Genomic DNA, 20,823 nt, shown 5'->3' on the forward strand with positions numbered 1-20,823 from the left:
GCGGCGTTGCTCACTGCTAGCAGTGCTCGCACTGCGTCGCAGTGAGCGCCTTGCATAGCATCCGTTTCTGTTCGTCATAAATTCACACTAATTTCCCGAGGGTTACTTAGATCCGGGCTGTTTATTTTAAAAAATTAAGGAAATATCCATGGCAAAAGATGCAACACCGAGCGTCGTGAAGCCCTATATCCCGGCCGATGCGAAGCTGCCCGAGATGACCTTCCGCGCGCTGTTCATGGGCGTCATCCTGGGGATGGTCTTTGGCGCCTCCTCGCTCTACCTGGTGCTGAAGGTGGGCCTGACCGTCAGCGCCTCGATTCCCGTCGCCGTGATCGCCATCACCCTGTTCGGCCTGGCCAAGAAGGTGGGCGGCAAGGATTCGTCGATCCTGGAAAACAGCATCACGCAAACGGCCGGTTCGGCCGGAGAATCGCTGGCCTTCGGCCTGGGCGTGACCATGCCCGCCATCCTGATCCTGGGCTTCGACCTGGAAATCTCGCGGGTCATGCTGGTCGGTATCCTCGGCGGCCTGCTGGGCATCCTGATGATGATTCCCATGCGCCGCACCATGATCGTCGACCAGCACAAGGAACTCAAATTCCCCGAAGGCACGGCTTGCGCCGAAGTGCTCAAGGCGGCCGCCACGGAAGAATCGCGCATCGCCGCCGGCGAAAGCATCGAGAAGGATTCGGCCGCCGCGCTGGACGCCAAGCGCCGCGCGAAGATCATCTTCGGCGGTTTCGCCGTCGGCCTGCTGTATAAAGTCTTCAATATCTCGTTCAAGGGCTGGAAGGATACGCCGGGCGTGGAATTTGCCGCGCCGCTGAAGGGCGGCTCCATCGGCGCCGAGATTTCGCCTGAGTTGCTGGGCGTGGGCTACATCATCGGCCCGCGCATCGCCGCCACCATGGCGGCCGGCGGCGTGCTGTCGTATCTGCTCTTGATCCCGATGATCAAGTTCTTCGGCGACAGCCTGACCACCGTGCTCTCGCCGGGCACCAAGTTGATCAGCGAAATGGGCGCGGACGACGTGCGCAGCGCCTACGTGCTGTACATCGGCGCGGGCGCCGTGGCCGCCGGTGGCCTGATTTCCCTGGTGCGCGCCATGCCCATGATCTGGCGCAGCCTGTCGGCCGGCCTGAAAGGCATCGGCAAGGGCGTCAAGACCGATTCCACCCTGCGCACGGACCAGGATATTCCCCTGAAATGGGTCGTCATCGGCTGCCTGTCCATCATCGCCGTGATCACCTTCGCCACGCCGCTGCACATGAACTTCCTCGGCGCGCTGCTGATCCTCGTCTTCGGCTTCCTGTTCGCCACCGTCTCGTCGCGCCTGACGGGCGAAATTGGCTCCTCGTCGAACCCGATCTCCGGCATGGCCGTGGCCACCTTGCTGTTTACCTGCCTGATCTTCCTCATCATGGGCTGGACGGGCGGGCGTTACTATGTGACTGCCCTGTCGGTGGGCGCCATCGTCTGCATCGCCGCCAGCAATGCGGGCACCACCTCGCAAGACTTGAAGACGGGCTACCTGGTGGGCGCCACGCCGCGCCTGCAGCAGTACGCGATTTTGGCGGGCGCCTTGTCGTCGGCCCTGATCCTCGGTCCGATCCTGCTGAAGCTGAACGAGGCGAGCACCGTCTACGTGCCGGCCGCGCAAGTGGCGCCTGGCCTGACGGTCGATGCATCGAAGCTGACGGTGACGGGCGAGCTGCATGGCCCGCAAGCCGAGACCGACCACAATACGTACAAAGTCTGGCAAAAGACCGATACCGTGGGCGGCCCGGCCGGCAAATATTTTGTCAAGGAAGATGGCCAGCTGGCTTACCTGGTCGACCCGGGCATCAATGGCCACTACAGCAAGCGTCCGGACGGCTCGGAAGTGAGGAAATACGATGCGCCGAAAGCCGTGCTGATGTCCTACATCATCAAGGGTATCCTCGACCAGCAGCTGCCGTGGACCCTGGTGCTGTTTGGCGTGATGATCGCCGTGGTGCTGGAAATGGCCGGCATCCCGTCGCTGGCGTTTTCGGTGGGCGTGTACCTGCCGCTGTCGTCCACCTTGCCGATCTTCGTCGGCGGCATCGTGCGCTGGCTGGCGGACCGCCGCAACAACAAGCTGGAACACAACGCTAAATTGAACGAGGAAGAGCGCCAACTGGCGGGCGACCGCAGTTCGGGCGTGCTGCTGGCGTCCGGCTACATCGCCGGCGGCGCGCTGGCCGGCATCATCATTGCCATCACGGCCGGCGTGCTTACGCACTTCGACCAGATGATGGCCGACTGGGCCGAACACGGCAATCCGTTCTACGCCGGCCTGCACTCGGATGCGCTGTCCCTGCTGCCGTATGCGGCCATCATCGTGCTGCTGTACTTCGTGGCGCGCGAGAAGAAGGCATCGCAGGCCTAGAGCGCGACCTATCCGCATTGCCAGCCAAAACCGCCCGGGTGATACCGGGCGGTTTTTTTTGCGCCGTGCAGGCTGCCGCAGCCAGTATTTGTTATAAAAATACAATCGAACTGGCTCAGGATGGTGTATTGTTGATGATATTTAAAATACAACAAACTGGGGTTCTAGCCATGTTCAAGCTGCGATGCCGTAACAAGTTACACGGTTTTATCCATGTCGCCTTGCTGGCGGCCAGTCCCGCCCTGCATGCGGCGGCATTTCCCGTCGAGGCCATGTTCGAGGCGGAAGCCGCGGCGCCGGGCGGCCCCTGGACGCAAGAGTATCTTGGCAGCAATGTGATTTCCGGCGGCAGCTACCTGTCCACGCCGTCGGACCTGGCGCGCGCCGATACGCCGGGTGCGGCGGCCGAGTTGTCGTACACCGTGGCCGTGCCCCGCGACGGCAACTATACGGTCTGGCTGCGCGTGTTGGCGCCGGCAGCGGACGCCGCATCGCTGTACCTGGCGCTCGACAATGGCGCCTATGCCAGCGTCTCGGTGCCATTCATTTCCGGTCAGGCCGTGCAGTGGACCTGGGTGCCCGTTACCCGCTGGCTGGCCGCCGGCGCGCGCGAAATCAAGCTCAAGTACCGCGACGGCGGCGTGGGCATCGATTGCCTGCTGGTGACGGCGCTCGCCGATTTCGTCCCGCAGGGCTATGGCGCGTACCCGCTGCCCACCGTGCTGCCGCCGCCAGGCGAGCATCCGCGCCTGTTCGCGCGGGTGGGCGACCTGCCTGCGATACGCAGCCGTTTCGAGTCGAATGCGGCCGAAATGGTGCCGCACCGCGCCGTCCTGAATGCGTTTATCCAGGCGCCGGCCGTGGTCGCGCTGCAGGCGCTGCCCCCGTTTGTGCCCGGCGGGCCCGCCATGACGAACCACCAGACCGATGTGGTGAGCAGCATCAAGGCGAAGGCGCTGTCCTTTCTCCTGTACGAACGCAATGGCGCGCCGGCGTCGGCGCAGCGGGGTAGGGAAGCCGTGCAGATGCTGCTCGATTACCTGGCCGCCGTGCGCTTTTCGCCTGGCTATCACTACCCGAACGAAAAGGGCGACATCATCCTGGCCAGCGCCATGGTGTATGACTGGTGCTTCAATCTGATGAACGCGCAGCAGCGCGCCTATGTGGTCACGCGTTTTACGCAGATTGCGGCCACGATGGAGATCGGCTTTCCGCCCTCGCGGCAAGGCGCCGTCGTGGGTCATGGCAGCGACAACCAGCTGCTGCGCGACCAGCTATCGGCCGCGATTGCCTTTTATGACGAGGCGCCGCTTGTCTACAACATCGTTGCCGGCCGCTTCTTTGCTGACTATATCGCGCCGCGTAACTATGCCTACACCGCGCAAGCGTACCAACAGGGCGCGTCCTACGGTACCGTGCGTTTCCTGTCGGACATGTACGCCGCCTGGCTGTTCCGGCGCATGGGCGCTGCCCCCGTATTCGATCCCGTACAGCAGATGACGCCGTATCACTGGCTGTATGCGCGCCGCCCCGACGGCCAATGGATGCGCGATGGCGACGTCTACCATTCCGCGTACACCAACAGTACGCAATACTGGAGCGAACCGCTGGCCGTCATGCTGCCGGCGACCTATTACAACAATCCGACCTTGAAGCATGAGTACCTGAAGCAGTCGTCGCAGCAGTCGGCCAGCTTTATCCATCCCAAGGACAGCCTGTGGCCTGTGCTGCTGGGCAATACGGCCATGAGCAGCACGCCCAGTCCGGCCACCTTGCCCTTGACCAAGTATTTCCCCGATCCCGCCGGCCTGATGATCGCCCGCACGGGCTGGACCGATGGCATGCAGGTAGAGTCAGGTAACGTGATTGCCACGCTGAAGCTGGGCGGCGACTGGTTCGGCAATCATGAGCACTATGACGCCGGGCATTTCCAGCTTTATTACAAGGGCGGCCTGGCCATCGATTCGGGCATTTACAGCGGCAGGGATGTCGCCGATCCCGCCATCCCGCTGGAATACGGCAGCGCGCACGACATGAACTATCACAAGCGCACCATCGCGCATAACACGATGCTGGTGTATGACCCGAACGAGAATTTTGACGGCTATGCCAATGACGGCGGGCAGCGCTTCCCGGGCGAGGAGCCGGGAACCCTGGCGGAACTGGCCAACGGCTACAAGGTGGCCTCTGTCCTCAGGCACCAGTCCGGCCCTCAGGCGCAGGCGCCGGACTTCAGCTACATCAAGGGCGACCTGACGGCGGCCTACAGCAGCAAGGTGCGCCAGTTCCAGCGCTCGTTCGTGTTCTTCAACCTCAAGAATACGGATCACCCGGCCGCCCTGGTCGTGTTTGACAGGGTCAGCGCCAGCGATGCGGGGTTCCGGAAGACCTGGCTGCTGCACAGCCAGTCTGAACCCGAGATTGCCGGTGACACCGTGGTGGTCCGGCGCACGGAATGGGACTACAACCATACCTACCAGTACAACGGCAAGCTGATCAACCGCACCTTGCTGCCGGCGAATGCCGTGCTGGCCAAGGTGGGCGGCAGCGGCAATGAATTCAGCGTCAGCGGCATCAACTATCCCATCCAGCCCGAGGCGGACTATTCGACCGAGGAAGCGGGCGCCTGGCGGCTGGAAGTCTCTCCGCCGACGGGCAACGAAACGGATTTGTTCCTGAATATCATGCAGGTGATGGATGCCGGCAGCTCGCTGCCTGCGCTGCCGACGACGGCCATCGCTTCGCCGCTGCTGGCCGGCGTGCAGATCAAGGACCGCGTGGTGTTGTTTTCCAGGAGCGGCATGCCGCTGGGCGGGACCATCACTGTCGAGCTGCCGACGCAAAGCGCGTCCATGCAGGTGCTGGTGACGGATTTGCAGGCGGGAAGCTGGACTGTCCGCAAGCGCGGTACGGCCGGCCCCATCGAGGATGAAGTCAACGCCGAAGCCGGCACCCTGTATTTCGTCGCCAGCGGCGGCGGACTGTACGATTTGCAGCGCAACGAGACGGGCACGGCGCGAGCGGGGGAGTTGCCAGGCTCACCGGCCGTGCCGTAAAGCGTCATTTGCGACGGGCCGCGCCGCCAGTTCTGCCGCGCTGGCGTAGATCGTCACGTGTTCGGACGCCATTTGGCCCAGGTGGTCATAAAACGCCTGCGCCGGGATGGCCCACGATGCCGCATCGCCGACCTGTCCGTTGACGCGCAGGCCGGCGGCGTCGAATTCGCGCGCAAAATAATCGCGCAGGTCGCCGCGGCCGGGATGGTCGATGCGGCGCTGCGCGATGGCCGTATCGAAGGGGCGCACGGGCACGTCCCAGCGCCGGCCGGCGTGGTCCAGGCAGGCCAGCAGTTTTGTCTCGCCTTCCCACACGGGCACGGGAAAGGTGTCGCCCATGGCGTCTTCCAGCGCGTGATAGAACGTCACCGGCCCCATGGAAATGCCCAGGCCCAGGACCTTGGCCTGCTCGCAGCCGATGAAGTGCTGCCAGGGCGAGTCCACGCCGAAGATCGAGGGCGCGCGGTGGTGCGCCTCGGTGAGCGCGGCGGCATGGCGGCCCCACGCGGACACGGAGTGGGTGGGGTGGATGCTGCGCCGGACACCGGCGCTGGCGAGGAACGCTTCCGGCAGGCGCCCCATGTGCGTGCCATGGCGGCGCGGGTCGAATACATAGTCTTTCATGTCGCAGGTGGCGCGCACGGTGCCGCCGGGCAGATAGTAGGTGGGCAGCAGCAAGGTGCCGTGCGGGCCGACGGCGTCCTGCAGGGCGCCTATCACGGCCGCCGCACCGCCTTCCACATAGCCCAGGCTTTTCAGCGATGAGTGCACGAACAGCGTGTCTCCGTGCGCGATGCCCAGCCGCGCCAGACCGGCGGCCAGCGCGGCGCGCGTCACGTGGCGCGCGCCGTGGCGCACTTGCCGGGCGCTGGCGGCGCGGCGCCACGCTTCCAGCGCGGCCCTGGCGGCGTGTTTGGCCTGCTCAAGCATCGCCAATTTGCATTTCCAGCAGGTTGGCATCGATGCAGAACTTGGCGGCCCAGTTCAGGTAGGCCCAGGTGCCGTAGTCGCCATCGACCGGGAACGAACCCTTGACGCCGCCGCGCGCGTGCGCGGGGCCGTCGATGCTGACCGAGCGCCGCACGTAACTATTCAGGCGGCGCGCCGCGTCGAGGTAGTGCCGTTCGCCCGTGAGCTGGTACAGCAGGAACAGGCAATGCGCATTTTGCGCGGAACCCGTGAGGCAGGCGTAGCCGGCCCCCGGCTGGAAGTCCGGACCGAGGCGGCCGGCCAGATGGCCGTCGGCCGCCACGACCCTGGCGACGCTCGTGCCGGTGCGCGCGGCGGCCTCCAGCAGGTCGGTGCGCGCCGAAAAGCGGTGCGCTTCGAGCACGCCGCGCAAGGCGTAGCCGATGGTATGGGTCAGGGGCAGCAGCGGGTTGTCCAGGCAGTTCGAGGCGAACCAGCCATTGGGACGCTGCTTGCTCAGCGCCCAGTCGACCTGGCGCAGGCCGGCCGCGCCATAGCCTTGGCCCGGCGCGATGCGGTCCGCTTCGAACAGGCCCCACGCCACGTGCGTTTCATAGGCCTTGTCGCCGGTGCTGGCGAACGGCGTCGGATGGCGGCGCCAGCAGCCGTCGGCATCCTGGCTGTCGCGCAGCCAGCGTGCCGCGCGGTGCATGGCATCCCGGTATTGATCGCCGTACGCTGCCACGCCGGCCGCCAGGCCAAGCAGGATCTGGCCCGTGTTGAAGGTGACGGGCACGCGCGGCGTCGAATCGATCTTCCCGCCCTGAAAACCGCCTGCGGGGAACTGGATGGCCACGCACCAATCGAGCATGCGGCGCGCCCGTTCGTGCAGCGCATCATCCCCACCCTCGTCGCCCGTGCGCTGCGCCACGGCGATCATGGTGGGGATGATATAGCCGGTGGTCTCCGGGTAGGAGCTAGCCCAGCCCGTCAGCAGGCTGTAGTCGCGCGCGACGCCGCCGTCGTTGGAGCTGGAATGGTCTTGCGCCGCGCATAGCCAGGCCGTGCAGGCCTCGACGACGGCTTGCGGGCCGGGGTCAAAGGCGGGCAGGCCGCGCCGGTCCGACAGCCGCTCCATGCGCGCCGCCGCCGGCAGGCCCGCCTGCGGCGCCAGAGTATTCCTGATCTTCGCGAGCAAGGCGCGCATGGCATTCCATCCGGTGGTTGGCTCAGGTTACTGTAGCGCCGGCAGCCGGCAGGGCTATTGACCTGCCGCAAGGATTGGCCGTCGCGTCGCTGCCGCGGGAATTGACGCATAATGGATGCTCTGCCAACGTCGACGAGGCCCGCCATGAACACTGTCACGCTTGAGTATTCGGTCGTCACCAATCCCGACTCGTTTGTCGGCTTCAAGTATTACGTGAAGGCGGGGCAGGCATTCGATGCCGACGATTTCGCCTATTCCTACAAGCTGAACCGGTCCGACCTGGACCCGGACAGCGTGCTGGCCACGCGCGAGGCGGCGGCGAATCTGCAGCCGGGCGAGTGGCTGACGGTGTCGCATTCGATTGCGGCGTAGCGATACTGCCGCGTGTTTCCACCTCAACTTGACCGGCTCGCCAAGGACATATGCATCTGACTCTTTCAGTATTTCCTGATATTTCTATTGTTCCAACCTTGCCTGAACACGCCGAAGCCCTCGCCACCTTGGTGGCGAACAACCGCGAGCACCTGCAAACATACCTGCCCGCCGTGGTGCCGCTGGACTCGTTCGGCGAGGCGCAGGCCTATCTGCAGGCCGCCGTCGCCCGCGCGGCCAGCGGCGAGGTACTGGAATGGCATGTTTTCTCCGGCACGGCCTTGTGCGGCAGCATCCGTCTGAAAGACATCGACACGGCGGACCGCAATGCCCGTATCGGCTATTACCTGGGGCAGAAGTTCCAGGGCCGGGGCATCGCCGGCGCGGCAGTGCGCGCCGTCCTCGCGCACGCGTTTGGCGCGCTGCAATTGCACCGCATCGAATTGCAGTGCGCGGCCGCCAATCACGCCAGCAGGGCGCTGGCCGAACGGCTGGGATTTATGCATGAAGGCGTGTTGCGGCAGGCGGAATGCTTGAATGGCGTATTTGTCGACCTGCACGTCTACGGCTTGCTGCAGCCCGATTTTGTGCCGGATGGCGCCGCCCTTAGCCCGGCATGAACCAGGCCCGCAGTTCATCTTCGGCCCGCTGCGCCGTCGCCTGCGTCAAGGTCAGCACGATGACCAGTTCCTGCGCCGGACGATGCTGCCCATCGCTGCCGGCCAGCTCGATGGCTTGCCCGAAGCTCGTGTAGCAGGCGCCGAACTCCTGCGGGCATTGCTGCACGATGCGCGCCGCCTTGCCGGCGTTGCGGTCCGCCAGGTTGGCGATGGGATTGCCGTCATAAAATGGCTGGCCATTGGCAAATGCGGTGCGCAGATACGGCGCGCATTGGCCGTCGAGGAAGGCCAGACGGGCCTGCCAGTAGGCCTCAGCCGCCGCATACGCGGCCTGGTCTTCGAGAAAATCGGCAAACAGGAAGTCGTTCATATGGTCTCTTCGGCTAGATGCCGAACACTTTCAAGATCGCGTCCGTAAAACCCTCGAACCAGCTGCCCACCTTGCCCGGCTGCTTGCCGTGGCGCGGGGTTTCTTCGTACAGGTAGACGCCGTTGCCGCCGTCGAAGCGGTCGTTGAGCAGCGCCTGCTGGCCGCGCAGGTAGGGCAGGAAGGTTTCGCTGCGCATCGTCGAGTACAGCACGTCGGTAGTAAAGCCCAGGGTGGCGGACTGGCTGATGGAGCGGCCCTGGCCCGCCCGTTCCAGGCGCACGCCGCGGCAGCCGCGCACGATCAGGGTGACGGGGCCGCGAAAGACGATGAAGCGCAGCTGCAATGTGAGCCAGGCGTGCAGGCTGCCCAGGCGCCAGTGGCTCGATATCGCCAGCGGCTGGCCAGCGTCGCAGACCAGGCCCACCAGGCCCCGTGGCTGGAACACGAGCGCGCTGCCGGCTGGCAGGTGGACGACGGCCACTTCCAGCAGCGGGTCGTCGCTGGCGGAAATCGTCACGGATGCAGGCTCGCTGCTTTCCAGCCGCGTCAGCGCCGCCATGCCGGCGGCCAGGCTGGTGAAGGGAAAGCGCCAGTCCAGCAGCCACTGCGTGCGTTTATGCGTGCCGACGGGCGACGATTGCAGGTATTCTGGATGGATCAGCATGCGCTGGCCGGGTTTGAGCTGCAATGCCTGCGAGACGGCGGAAATGCGCGACTCGCCAAGCGGAGGCAGAGGCAGGGAGCTGCCCGTCACCTGCAGTTCGCGCGCGATGGACAGCGGCGGCAAACGGGAAGCGATGGGCGCCAGCACGAAGTAAAAGAAGGCCTTGATGGCGACGGGCAGCAGGATGGCCGACAGCACCAGCAGGGCGGCCGTGGGCGCCACGTCGAGCACGGGCGCGCGCCAGCGGGCGATCCAGTTGCGCGCCAATTGGGTTTCTCCGGCCGCAATCGCCTTTTGTACGGGCGCCAGCGCGCCGGCCAGCGCCGCGCCGTTGATGGCGAATGGGGCGGGGCGGGCAGCATCGCTGGTGCGCGCGCGCTGCGCCAGCCAGGCCTGATACGCTTGCAGATTGATCTCGCGCAAGCGCTGGCCCTCCGCTTCGAGATGCGACAGCTGCGCGTAAGCGTCGCTGCCGGGCAGGCGCGCGGCCAGCGGGTGCTGCGCTTCCAGTTCCCGGCGCTGGCGCAGGTTGTGTTGCAGTGCGGCATATGCGCTGACGTGTTCTGCGTGCAGGCGTGCCAGGGTGTGCCGCGCATCTTCGCCGCTGATCGCCGCCTGCAGGGCGGTCAGGTAACGGGCTTCCTGCGCCAGCACTTCGATTTCCACGCGGCGCGTGGCTTCCTCCTGCGCGTGCAGGGCCAGGGTGCTCGTGTCGGGCAGGGGAATAGTAAATAGCGACGGTTGTTGCCGCGCGCGCAAGGCTGCCAATTGCGCCTGCACTTCCTTCTGGCGGGCGGCGATGGCCGTTTGTGAGGTCTTTTGCAAGGCGTTGACGCGCAGCGTGGCCGCCTCGGCCAGGCTGGCGCCATGGCTATCGGCGTCATCGGCGGCCAGCCTGAGCGCGGCGACAGCCTCGCTGCCGGCGCTGTAGCTGCGCCATTCGGCCAGCAGCAATCGTCCTGCCAGCAGGATGACGATGAACAGGGCGAACTGCAGCGCGTGGCGCAGCAGGAAGCGCAGGATGGCCGTCAGCAGCTGGCGCAAGGAGTAATCGCCTTAGCCGGCCGCGCTATCGGTGTCGGCGCAGCATTTCTTGTATTTCTTGCCGCTGCCGCAGTGGCACGGGTCGTTGCGCCCCGTTTTCGGCACTTCGCGCAGCACGGTGGCGCCGGGCTGGCTTTGCGCCTGACTTTTCAGGTGGCGCTGGCGCGCCCAGGCGGCGTTGATGGCGATGACGGCGGGAATCACGCCATCCATGGCCGTTTCGGCCGCATCGTCATCGAGTTCGCTGGCCGTGGCCAGATACTGGAACGGCGCCAGGTAGTGCGGGTGGCTGACGGCCAGGGCCGCCCACTGGGGCTTGTCCAGGCTGGTGCCCAGGATAAAGCCGGCGCACCAGGCGGGCACGCTCCATTCGGGGCCACATACATAGATCGGCTCGAAGCTGTCCGGGTCTTTTGCCAGCCATTCGACCATGTAGGCGTGGTGGCGCCGGGCCAGGCTGGCCGCCCGTTCGCTGGCCGCGCCCTGTGCCGGCGCGGCGCTGCCGGCCGCCTTGTCCCAGACCCATGGCAGCCACTGTTCCGGCGCGATCTGTTTCGGGCTCAGGGCGACGGCCGTGAGAAAACCTTCGAGCATCGACACGTCCATGGCGCGGCCTTCCAGCGCGGGCGCGGCCAGCAGGGTGTCGAGTTCGGCGTATTCGTCGTCGGAGAGGGGCGAGGTGGTGGAGATGCTGGACATAATATTCTTTGCTGAGTGGGGGGGAGTGGCCGGTGGCCCTGGCGGTATTGTACCGCCCGCCAAGACAATAACCGGCGCCGGAATGAAAAACGGCGGCCCGCGGGCCGCCGTTCTGATCTACAACAAGACGCTTACTTCACGCCGTGCATCAGTTTGTTGATCAGCGGTGCGATCAGGAACAGCACGACGCCGGCGCCCAGCAGGGACCAGAAGCCGAAGGTGTAGCCGGACAGGGCCGATTGCACCGACATGCCGCTCGTGCCGCTGACGTGGCTGGCGAAGATGCCCGACAGGTTGTTGCCGATACCGGTCGACAGGAACCAGCCGCCCATGCCCAGGCCCACCAGGCGCACTGGCGCCAGCTTGGTCACCATCGACAGGCCGATAGGCGACAGGCACAGTTCGCCGATCGATTGCAGCACGTAGACGGTGGTCAGGGTCCAGAACGGGATCTTGTTATCGGCGCCAACCAGGCTCGACAGAGCGAAGATCAGCAGGCCGAAGGCCAGCGCATTGCCCAGCAAGCCCAGGCCGAATTTGCGCGGGATCGAAGGGTTGACGTTGTGGCGCGCCAGGAAGACCCAGACGGCGGCGATGATCGGCGCGAAGACGATGATGGCGACCGAATTGACGGTCTGGAAGTAGGCGGTCGGGAAGATCCAGAAGCCCAGGTCGCGGTTGACGATCTTGTCAGCCAGGAAAGTAAACGAGCTGCCAGCCTGTTCGAAGAACATCCAGAACAGGATGTTGAAGACAAAGATCAGCAGCATGGCGATGACGCGGTCGCGCGCCACTTTGCCGTTGCGGATGCCTTCGATCATCAGCATGACGGCCAGGCCGACGAACAGCACGGTCAGGACGATTTGCAGCTTTTCAGCGCCGACGGTCAGCAGGAAATACATCAGCGGGATCACGCACAGGGAGCCGACGGCCACCCAGACGACGCGCATCGGGTTGCCGGAACCGGCTTCCGGTGCGCCGATGCCCTTCAGGGCACGGCGGCCGATGAAGAACCATACCAGGCTGATCAGCATGCCGAAACCGGAGGCCATGAAAACCATCTTGTACGACGGCATGGCGCTGGTGCCGAAGATCGATTCGGCCAGCCATTGCGTGAAGACAGGCGCGACCATGGCGCCCATGTTGATGCCCATGTAGAAGATCGTGAAGCCACTGTCGCGGCGCGGGTCGGCGGTCGTGTACAGCTTGCCGACCATGGTCGAGATGTTCGGCTTGAACATGCCGTTACCGACGATCATCGTGGCCAGGCCCAGGTTGAAGATGTCCTGGTTCGGCACGGAGATGCAGAACAGGCCGGCAGCCATGAAGATGGCGCCCAGCAGGATGGAACGCTGGTAACCGATGACCCGGTCGGCGATGTAGCCGCCGAACAGGGCGCCGGCGTACACCAGCGCGAGGAAGGAACCGTAGGTCAGGTTGGCCGCTGCCTGTCCCGAACCGTCGCCGCCGTGGAACTGGGCCACGATGTACAGTACCAGCGCCCAGCGAACTCCGTAGAACGCGAAGCGTTCCCAGAATTCAGTCATGAACAACATCCACAATGGGCTTGGATGGCCCATAATCTGCTTGAACTCGGGAATAACGGCTTCCTTGTTGGGCGTAGTCGCACCGCTCATGCGGTTCCTCCTGAAAAATTATTATAGTCAATCGATACAACGAACTTATGGAAGCCTGCGGGCGGCGGGGACTCTCATGAAGAACCTCACGCACGGGAATTCCAATAGGCTGGCATTCTAATCTACAAATTGCGCTGAGCGAAGGTTTCCATTCGCATTAGCAAGAATGACTGTTTCATATTGGTCAAACCGGTTTGCAGGCAAGGATGGCCCCGGCGATTTTGCGGCGGCACAGCACAACTTGCCTGACTTGTCGTATATTGAGGCTGCAATACCTTCGAGCATCGATTTTTAAAGGGATTTTTCGCATTATGGAACACGACGTTATCGATACTCTGGTTTCACCGGAAGGCCGCCTGGACGTGCTCTCCAAGACTGAAGTCAACAAACTGCTCGACACCAGCCAGGGCGGCCTGTACAACACTTTCCGCCGCTGCGCGCTGGCGGTCTTGAATTGCGGCAGCACCATCGACGATGGCCGCGCCCTGCTGGAGCGCTACCAGTCGTTTGAAATCTCCATCATCCAGCGCGAGCGCGGCATCAAGCTCGACATCAAGGGCGCGCCAGCCATCGCCTTCGTCGACGGCAAGATGATCAAGGGCATCCACGAGCACCTGTTTGCCGTGTTGCGCGACATCATCTTCGTCAGCGATGAAGTCACGGGCAACCCGAAATTCGACTTGCAGAGCACGGAAGGCGTGACGGACGCCGTCTTCCACATCCTGCGCAACGCCAATGTGCTGCAAACCCAGCTCAACCCGAACCTGGTCGTCTGCTGGGGCGGCCACTCGATCAACCGCGCCGAATACAATTATTCGAAGGAAGTGGGCTATCAGCTGGGCTTGCGCGGCCTCGACATCTGCACCGGCTGCGGCCCGGGCGCCATGAAGGGCCCCATGAAGGGTGCCACCATCGGCCACGCCAAGCAGCGCCTGCACAATGGCCGCTACCTGGGCATCACGGAACCGGGCATCATCGCGGCCGAATCGCCGAACCCCATCGTCAATGACCTGGTCATCATGCCGGACATCGAAAAACGCCTGGAAGCGTTCGTGCGCGCGGGCCACGGCATCGTCGTCTTCCCCGGCGGCGCGGGCACGGCCGAAGAGATTCTGTATATCCTCGGCATCTTGTTGCACCCGGACAATGCCGAGATTCCGTTTCCGCTGATCTTCACTGGCCCGGAAACGTCGCGCGAGTATTTCGTGCAGATCAACCAGTTCATCAGCGACACGCTTGGTCCGGAAGCGCAGCAGCGCTACAAGATCATCATCGACGACCCGGAACTGGTGGCGCGCGAAATGCTCGAAGGCATCCGCCAGGTGCGCGAATTCCGCAAGGCGCACAGCGATGCGTATTACTTCAATTGGCTGCTGAAGATCGACCACGAGTTCCAGAAGCCGTTCCAGCCCACGCATGAAAACATGCGCAACCTGAGCCTGCACAAGAACCAGCCCACGCACTTGCTGGCGGCCCAGCTGCGCCGCGCGTTCTCGGGCGTGGTGGCGGGCAACGTCAAGGACGACGGCATCCGCTCGATCGAAGAGCACGGCAACTTCGAGATCCATGGCGACAAATCCATCGCCGGCCCCATGGATGCGCTGCTGGCCTCGTTCGTGGCGCAGCACCGCATGAAGCTGGCGGGTACGGCCTATGTGCCGTGCTATACCGTGGTCCAGTAAGCCGTTTTCCAGCCAGCGCCGCCCGCCTCCTGCGTTTGCAAGGGGCGGGCGGCGCCTTTTCATCATGCCCCCATCGTGTTCCTTCGCCGCCACAGGCAATCAAATCGCTTGCGTCATCGATGCGTGGGTGCTATCTTTGGAACCGGTTCCAAAATAAAAACATGCAGATCAACAGGTAGTGGAGAGCACCCTTGGATTCAGTACGCGGCAGCAAGAAAACAGTCACCGGCGAACCGGCACGGCCCGTGACCATCGCCCAGGTGGCGCGCGAGGCGGGCGTGTCGAAGACCAGCGTGTCGCGCTTTCTCGGCGGCGAACTCGATGCCCTGTCCGAGAACATCCGCCAGCAGATCGCCAGCACCATCGCGCGCCTCGGCTACCAGCCGAACCAGATGGCGCGCGGTCTCAAGCGGGGACGCACGCGCCTGATCGGCATGGTCGTGGCCGACATGCTCAATCCCTACACCGTGGCCGTGCTGCAAGGCGTGGAGGCGGCTTGCCAGCAGCATGGCTATACCTTGATTCTGTGTAATACCGGCAATGACGAACAGCGCGAACGCCAGTCGCTGGCCGCGCTGCGCTCGTACAGCGTGGAAGGGCTGATCGTCAACACGCAGGGGCGCAATATCGAGTCGTCCGACCTTCAGCAGGCGGACATGCCCATCGTGCTGGTCGACCGCCGCATCGAAGGCGCCGACTTCGACCTGGTGGGGCTGGACAATGTGCAGGCGGGGCGCCTGGCCACCGCGCATCTGATCGAACAGGGTTTCGACGCCATCGCCTTCGTCGCGCCGCCATTGACGGGCGTCAGTTCGCGGCTGATGCGCGCCGACGGTTTCCAGGCCGTGATGGCCGAGCATCCGGGCTGCGTGGGCGAAGTGCTGGCCGTGGACCTGGACGACCGGCCTTCCATCGACGTCCAGGTGCGGCAATGCCTGGCGCAGTGGCGCGGCCGCCGCGTGGCGCTGCTGGCCTCGAACGGCATGGTGGCGCTGGAACTGGCGCTGATGCTGCAGCGCCTTGCCTTGCGCATGCCGCAGGACGTGGGCTTGCTGGGCTTTGACGAATTGCCGTGGTCGCCGCTGGCGGGCCTGAGCACGATCGAGCAGCAGACCTATGAAATCGGCTTTACGGCGATGACGTGCATGATGTCGCGCCTGCAGGGAGATCAATGCCCGCCGCGCGAGGTGCTGTTGCCCGGCAAGTTGATTGTGCGCAATTCCACCCAGGGCGGCGACGCTTGAGGAGGGGAAGAGGGCGTTGCCCTTTTTTTTGAGACAGTTATGGAACCGGTTTCATAGATGGTATTCACCTTGGAAAGGAGCGTGGATAGTCAGACAGGGTATTGGTTGGCATGAAGTTGAAATGACATGGCAAGAGACGATCTGAATCGTCCATTTGACAATATTCCCGGAAGTGCCTCGACGAGGCCGGTACCGGGATCACAGGAGACTGAAGCATGAAGATGACTACACTGTTGTATTCGAAGATCGTGGCTTGCGCGCTCGCAGCGACATTTGCCCTGGGTGCGGCGGCCGATGCCGGCGCCCAGACGCTTGGCGACCTGATCAAGAAAGGCAAGCTGACCATCGGCGTGGTCAGCGGCACGCCGCCGTTCGGCAGCATCGACGCCAAGGGCGCGCCCGTCGGCTATGACGTCGACGTCGCCAACCTGATCGGCAAATACATGAACCTGCCCGTGGAAGTGGTGCCGCTGACGGCGCCGTCGCGCGTGCCGTCGCTGGAGTCGGGCAAGGTCGATTTCCTCGTGGCGACCCTGGCGCCCACGCCGGAACGGGCCAAGACCCTGATGTTCACCATGCCCTACAGCGCGTTCGAACTGGCTATCGTCGCGCCGGTCGGCGGCAAATTCAAGGCCCTGGCCGAGTTGAAGGGCAAGAAAGTGGGCGTGACGCGCGGCACCACCAACGATACGGCCTTGAGCCGCCTGGCGCCGGCCGGCACCAATATCGTGCGTTTCGAGGATGACGCCACCGTCACCCAGGCCTTGCTCAGCAAGCAGGTCGACGCCGTCTCGATTCCCAGCACGATGGCGCTCGACATCATCAAGACGCGCGGCGCGGGCAAGATCGAGGTCCGCTTCACCTATTCGCTGCAGCCGAACTCGATGGCGGTGCGCCGCGGCGACTTCGAGCTGCACCAGTGGCTCAACAACTTCATCTATTACGTCAAGCTGAACGGCGAGCTCGACGCCATCGCGCGCAAGTGGAGCGGCGCGCCGCTGCCGGCGCTGCCGACCTTCTGATACCGCCAGCCGCATAGGAAAGTGCCCGTCCGCACGGCGCGCCGCCATGGTGGCGCGGCCGGGGATGCACACGCAGACAAGGAGTTGAGTATGCCGTATGAATTTCATTTCGAACTCGTCATGCAATCGCTGGACCGCCTGTTGTGGGGCGCGGCGCTGACGATACGCCTGAGCGCCCTGGCGATGGTGCTGGGGCTGGCGGTGGGCGTCTGCGCCGCCGTCATCCTGAAGAACGGTCCCGCCTATGCCCGCGCCGTGGTGCGCGCGTATGTCGAGATCATCCGCAGCACGCCGTTCCTGGTGCAGCTGTTCATCATTTACTTCGGCTTGCCGTCGCTGGGCCTGCAGCTCGACGCCAACGGCGCGGCGCTCGTCGCCATGACGGTCAACCTGGGCGCCTATGCGGCGGAGATCGTGCGCGCCGGTATCGGCGCCGTGCATCCGTCGCAGCTCGAGGCGGCGCAGGCGCTGGGCATGACGCGCTGGCAGGTGATGCGCCACGTGGTGCTGCTGCCGGCGCTGGAAAAAGTCTATCCGGCGCTGGCCAGCCAGTTCACGCTGATGATGCTGGCCTCGAGCGTCGTGTCGGCCATTTCCGCCGAAGAACTGACCGCCGCCGCCCACCTGCTCGACGCGGAAACCTTCCGCAGCTTCGAGATCTACATCGTCGTGATGGTGCTGTACATCCTGCTGGCCCTGCTGTTCCGCTTCAGCTTCTGGGTGCTGGGCCAGATCGTCTTCAAACGCCGCCGCCGTCTTGGCGCGGCGCGCATGGGAGCTTGACATGATCAGTGACTTTTCCTGGGATAACCTGCAATTCCTGCTCGAGGCCACGCGCTGGACCATCGGCCTGTCGCTGATCGTCTTCATCACGGGCGGCATCGCCGGCTTCGCCGTGGCGCTGCTGCGCACGGCGCGCAGCCCGGTCCTGCGCTGCATCAGCGCCCTGTACATCCAGCTGGTCCAGGGCACGCCCGTGCTGATCGTGCTGTTCCTGACGTATTACGGCCTGGCCCTGTTCGGCTACAAGCTGTCGCCGATCATCGCGGCCGGCGCGGCGATGACGATCTTTGCCAGCGCCTACCTGGGCGAGATCTGGCGCGGCTGCATCGAAGGCGTGCAGCGGCAGCAGTGGGAAGCGTCGGCCGCGCTGGCGCTGAACCGCTACCAGCAGCTGCGCTACGTCATCCTGCCGCAGGCGCTGCGCCATTCGCTGCCGCCGACGGTGGGCTTCATGGTGCAGATCATCAAGAACACCTCGATCACCTCGATCATCGGCGTGGTGGAACTGACGCGGGCAGGGCAACTGGTCAGCAATGCGACCTTCCTGCCCTTCATCGTCTTCCCCGTCGTCGCCCTGATCTACTTCGCGATGTGCTATCCGCTGTCGCGCTACAGCCATTCACTGGAAAGGAAATTCCATGCCCATCGTTGAAATCGACAATATCAGCAAGAGCTTCGGCGCCAACCACGTGCTCAAGGGCGTCTCGTTCGCCGTCGAGCGGGGCCAGGTGATCGCCGTGATCGGCCGCAGCGGCTCCGGCAAGAGCACCATGTTGCGCTGTATCAACGGCCTGGAAACCATCGATAGCGGCAGCATCGTCGTGGCCGGCCATACGCTGACGGCGCGCCAGGAGCATTTGCTGGACTTGCGCAAGGATGTCGGCATGGTCTTCCAGAGCTACAACCTGTTCCCCCACCTGACCGTGGAAGAAAACGTCATGCTGGCGCCGCGCATCGTCAAGAAGGTGCCCGACGCCCAGGGCCGCGCCACGGCGCTGCGCGTGCTCAAGCAGGTGGGCCTGGACTACAAGCGCGAAGCCTATCCCGAGCAGCTGTCGGGCGGCCAGCAGCAGCGCGTGGCGATTGCCCGTTCGCTGGCGATGGAGCCGCAGGTGATGCTGTTCGACGAAGTGACGTCGGCGCTCGACCCGGAACTGACGCAGGAAGTGCTGAAGGTGATGGAAGAGCTGGCGCAGGCGGGCATGACGATGCTCTTGGTGACGCACGAGATGGAGTTCGCGCGGCGCATGGCCGACGTCACCGTCTTCATGCACCAGGGATTGGTGTGGGAAAGCGGGCCGTCGGAAGCGTTTTTCAGCAACCCGCAGACACCCGAAGCGCGCCAGTTCGTCGGCGCGGGAGCGATCAAATGAGCCCCGTGCTGGTGGCGGCGTCGGCCTATGGCGCAAGCAGGGTAAGGCAGCTGGGACAGAGCCATTTCATCGACGTGGTGGCCGATGCGGGCGGCGCCGGCATCGAGATCCGCCGCGAACTGTTTACTTCCGACTTGCCGGACCTGGCGCGCATGGGAGCGGCGGTGGCCGCGCGCGGCTTGTACTCGGTGTATTCCACGCCCATCGAATTGTGGGACGCGGACGGGCTGCTGCGGCAGGAACTGCTGCAGCAGATGCTGGACGAGGCGGCGCGCCTGGGGGCGCGCTACCTGAAGGTGTCGCTGGGCCATTACCCGGCCGCGCCGGACCTGCAAGCATTGAAAGCCCAGCTGGCGGATGCGCCCGTGGCGCTGCTGGTGGAGAACGACCAGACGGCGCATGGCGGCGCGCTGGCGCCGATGGTGCGTTTCCTGGCGGCGGCGCGCGACATCGGGCTGCCCGTGGGCCTGACCTTCGACATCGGCAACTGGCGCTGGGTGGGCGAGGATGCGCAGCAGGCGGCGCGCCTGCTGGCACCGTACGTGCGCTATGTGCATTGCAAGGCCGTGCTGGAGGATGGGGGCCGGCTGTCCGCCTGCGCCGTTTCCGACGCCGATCCGGCCTGGCGCGCTGTCTTCGCGCACTTTGCGCCGGGCGTGCAGCGGGCCATCGAATTTCCGCTCGAGGGTGCCGACCTAGTGGCCGAAACGGGCCGCTACATCCAGATGCTGGAGGCCGCATGATGGAACAAGAACTGCGCCAAAAGGAAATTCAAGGGGTGCACGCGCTCGACGTCGTCACTTACGGCGAAGCGATGGCGATGTTCGTTGCCGAGGAAACGGGCGACCTGGCGGCCGTGGCGCATTTCACGCGCCGCCTGGCCGGCGCCGAGACGAATGTCGCCATCGGCCTGGCGCGCCTGGGTTTGAAAGTCGGCTGGCTCAGCCGCGTGGGCGATGACTCGTTCGGCCGCTTCATCCGCGCCAGCGTGCAGGCCGAGGGCGTCGATTGCAGCCGGGTCGCCGCCGTCGCCGGCCAGTCCAGCGGCTTCCTGCTCAAGGAGAAGGCCGAGAACGGCGCCGATCCGCTGGTCGAGTACTTCCGCAAGGGTTCCGCCGCCAGCCGGCTGGCGTCTGAGCACTTCGATCCCGCCTATTTCCTGTCCGCGCGCCACCTGCACGCCACGGGCGTGGCCGCCGCGCTGTCCGCCACGAGCCTGGCGTTCGCCAGCCAGGCCATCGACTTCATGCGCGAGCATGGCCGGACCGTGTCGTTCGACCCGAACCTGCGGCCCTCGCTGTGGCCGTCGCAAGCCGTCATGGTCGAACAGATCAACCGCCTTGCCGCCCGGGCGGACTGGGTGCTGCCCGGCCTGGGGGAGGGAAAAATCCTCACCGGCCATGACTTGCCGCACGACGTCGCCGGCTTTTATCTGCAGCAGGGCGCGCGCCTGGTGGTCATCAAGCTGGGCGCCGAGGGCGCCTATTACCGCACGGCCGACGGCGACAGCGGCATGGTGCCGGGCGAGCGCGTGGACAAGGTGGTCGACACGGTGGGTGCCGGCGACGGCTTCGCGGCCGGTCTGGTCAGCGCCTTGCTGGAAGGCTTGCCGCTGGCGCAGGCGGTACGGCGCGGCAATCGGGTCGGCGCCTTCGCCATCCAGGTGGCCGGCGACATGGAAGGCTTGCCGACCCGCGCCCAGCTCGACGCGCTGGGCCAATCTTGAACCGA

At 64.7% G+C, this 20,823-nt stretch carries 18 protein-coding genes; 12 read left to right on the plus strand and 6 right to left on the minus strand.

The window, feature by feature from the left end:
• Positions 1–148 precede the first annotated feature (148 nt).
• The gene (locus tag AC1RJW_RS05660; protein WP_493044135.1) at positions 149–2,410 is read left to right on the plus strand and encodes an OPT family oligopeptide transporter; all 2,262 of its coding nucleotides are present in this window, start codon (positions 149–151) and stop codon (positions 2,408–2,410) included.
• A gap of 170 nt (positions 2,411–2,580) precedes the next feature.
• Positions 2,581–5,466 (plus strand): heparin/heparin-sulfate lyase HepB, encoded by a 2,886-nt coding sequence (gene hepB / locus AC1RJW_RS05665; protein WP_493044136.1) that lies wholly within the window; start codon positions 2,581–2,583, stop codon positions 5,464–5,466.
• Here the strand turns inward: hepB and AC1RJW_RS05670 are convergent.
• Both AC1RJW_RS05670 and AC1RJW_RS05675 read right to left on the minus strand, forming a co-directional pair.
• Positions 5,449–6,396, minus strand: coding sequence for an AAC(3) family N-acetyltransferase (locus AC1RJW_RS05670; protein WP_493044213.1), 948 nt, complete (start codon positions 6,394–6,396; stop codon positions 5,449–5,451). The two genes, hepB and AC1RJW_RS05670, sit on opposite strands and share 18 nt — an antisense overlap.
• Positions 6,389–7,582 (minus strand): prenyltransferase/squalene oxidase repeat-containing protein, encoded by a 1,194-nt coding sequence (locus AC1RJW_RS05675; protein WP_493044137.1) that lies wholly within the window; start codon positions 7,580–7,582, stop codon positions 6,389–6,391. The genes AC1RJW_RS05670 and AC1RJW_RS05675 overlap by 8 nt, the downstream gene beginning before the upstream one ends.
• A 144-nt stretch (positions 7,583–7,726) precedes the next feature.
• Between AC1RJW_RS05675 and AC1RJW_RS05680 the strand changes: the two genes are divergently transcribed.
• Together AC1RJW_RS05680 and AC1RJW_RS05685 are read left to right on the plus strand one after the other, a co-directional pair.
• On the plus strand, positions 7,727–7,954 hold the full coding sequence (locus AC1RJW_RS05680; protein WP_070291560.1) for a hypothetical protein: 228 nt from the start codon (positions 7,727–7,729) through the stop codon (positions 7,952–7,954).
• Between the two features lie 98 nt (positions 7,955–8,052).
• Complete coding sequence (locus tag AC1RJW_RS05685; protein WP_493044138.1) at positions 8,053–8,574, plus strand: GNAT family N-acetyltransferase; 522 nt, start codon at positions 8,053–8,055, stop codon at positions 8,572–8,574.
• On the opposite strand, the gene AC1RJW_RS05690 is transcribed toward AC1RJW_RS05685, so the two are convergent.
• The 4 genes from AC1RJW_RS05690 to AC1RJW_RS05705 form a co-directional block, all read right to left on the minus strand.
• On the minus strand, positions 8,561–8,944 hold the full coding sequence (locus AC1RJW_RS05690; RefSeq protein ID WP_493044139.1) for a hypothetical protein: 384 nt from the start codon (positions 8,942–8,944) through the stop codon (positions 8,561–8,563). The genes AC1RJW_RS05685 and AC1RJW_RS05690 overlap by 14 nt on opposite strands.
• A gap of 13 nt (positions 8,945–8,957) precedes the next feature.
• Complete coding sequence (locus tag AC1RJW_RS05695; protein WP_493044140.1) at positions 8,958–10,652, minus strand: hypothetical protein; 1,695 nt, start codon at positions 10,650–10,652, stop codon at positions 8,958–8,960.
• 12 nt (positions 10,653–10,664) lie between these two features.
• Complete coding sequence (locus tag AC1RJW_RS05700; RefSeq protein ID WP_493044141.1) at positions 10,665–11,351, minus strand: UPF0149 family protein; 687 nt, start codon at positions 11,349–11,351, stop codon at positions 10,665–10,667.
• A gap of 131 nt (positions 11,352–11,482) precedes the next feature.
• A complete protein-coding gene (locus AC1RJW_RS05705; RefSeq protein ID WP_070219941.1) occupies positions 11,483–12,988 on the minus strand; it encodes a peptide MFS transporter in 1,506 nt (501 codons plus the stop codon).
• 311 nt (positions 12,989–13,299) lie between these two features.
• Between AC1RJW_RS05705 and ppnN the strand changes: the two genes are divergently transcribed.
• From ppnN to AC1RJW_RS05745, 8 genes are all read left to right on the plus strand, one after another.
• Positions 13,300–14,670 carry a nucleotide 5'-monophosphate nucleosidase PpnN gene (gene ppnN, locus AC1RJW_RS05710; RefSeq protein ID WP_034782951.1) on the plus strand — a complete coding sequence of 457 codons (1,371 nt, stop codon included), beginning with the start codon at positions 13,300–13,302 and terminating at the stop codon, positions 14,668–14,670.
• 191 nt (positions 14,671–14,861) lie between these two features.
• Positions 14,862–15,914 (plus strand): LacI family DNA-binding transcriptional regulator, encoded by a 1,053-nt coding sequence (locus AC1RJW_RS05715; RefSeq protein ID WP_493044142.1) that lies wholly within the window; start codon positions 14,862–14,864, stop codon positions 15,912–15,914.
• A gap of 215 nt (positions 15,915–16,129) precedes the next feature.
• The gene (locus AC1RJW_RS05720) at positions 16,130–16,936 is read left to right on the plus strand and encodes a transporter substrate-binding domain-containing protein (protein WP_493044143.1); all 807 of its coding nucleotides are present in this window, start codon (positions 16,130–16,132) and stop codon (positions 16,934–16,936) included.
• Positions 16,937–17,026: 90 nt separating this feature from the next.
• A complete protein-coding gene (locus tag AC1RJW_RS05725; protein WP_493044144.1) occupies positions 17,027–17,719 on the plus strand; it encodes an amino acid ABC transporter permease in 693 nt (230 codons plus the stop codon).
• Position 17,720: 1 nt separating this feature from the next.
• Positions 17,721–18,371: an amino acid ABC transporter permease gene (locus tag AC1RJW_RS05730; protein WP_492416190.1), complete on the plus strand. Its 651-nt coding sequence runs from the start codon at positions 17,721–17,723 to the stop codon at positions 18,369–18,371.
• Positions 18,358–19,092: an amino acid ABC transporter ATP-binding protein gene (locus tag AC1RJW_RS05735; protein WP_493044145.1), complete on the plus strand. Its 735-nt coding sequence runs from the start codon at positions 18,358–18,360 to the stop codon at positions 19,090–19,092. Before AC1RJW_RS05730 ends, AC1RJW_RS05735 begins: the two co-directional genes overlap by 14 nt.
• The gene (locus AC1RJW_RS05740) at positions 19,089–19,835 is read left to right on the plus strand and encodes a sugar phosphate isomerase/epimerase family protein (RefSeq protein ID WP_493044146.1); all 747 of its coding nucleotides are present in this window, start codon (positions 19,089–19,091) and stop codon (positions 19,833–19,835) included. Before AC1RJW_RS05735 ends, AC1RJW_RS05740 begins: the two co-directional genes overlap by 4 nt.
• Positions 19,832–20,818, plus strand: coding sequence for a sugar kinase (locus AC1RJW_RS05745; protein ID WP_493044147.1), 987 nt, complete (start codon positions 19,832–19,834; stop codon positions 20,816–20,818). Before AC1RJW_RS05740 ends, AC1RJW_RS05745 begins: the two co-directional genes overlap by 4 nt.
• Positions 20,819–20,823 lie beyond the last annotated feature (5 nt).

Source organism: Janthinobacterium sp. GW822-FHT07A03, assembly GCF_058798815.1.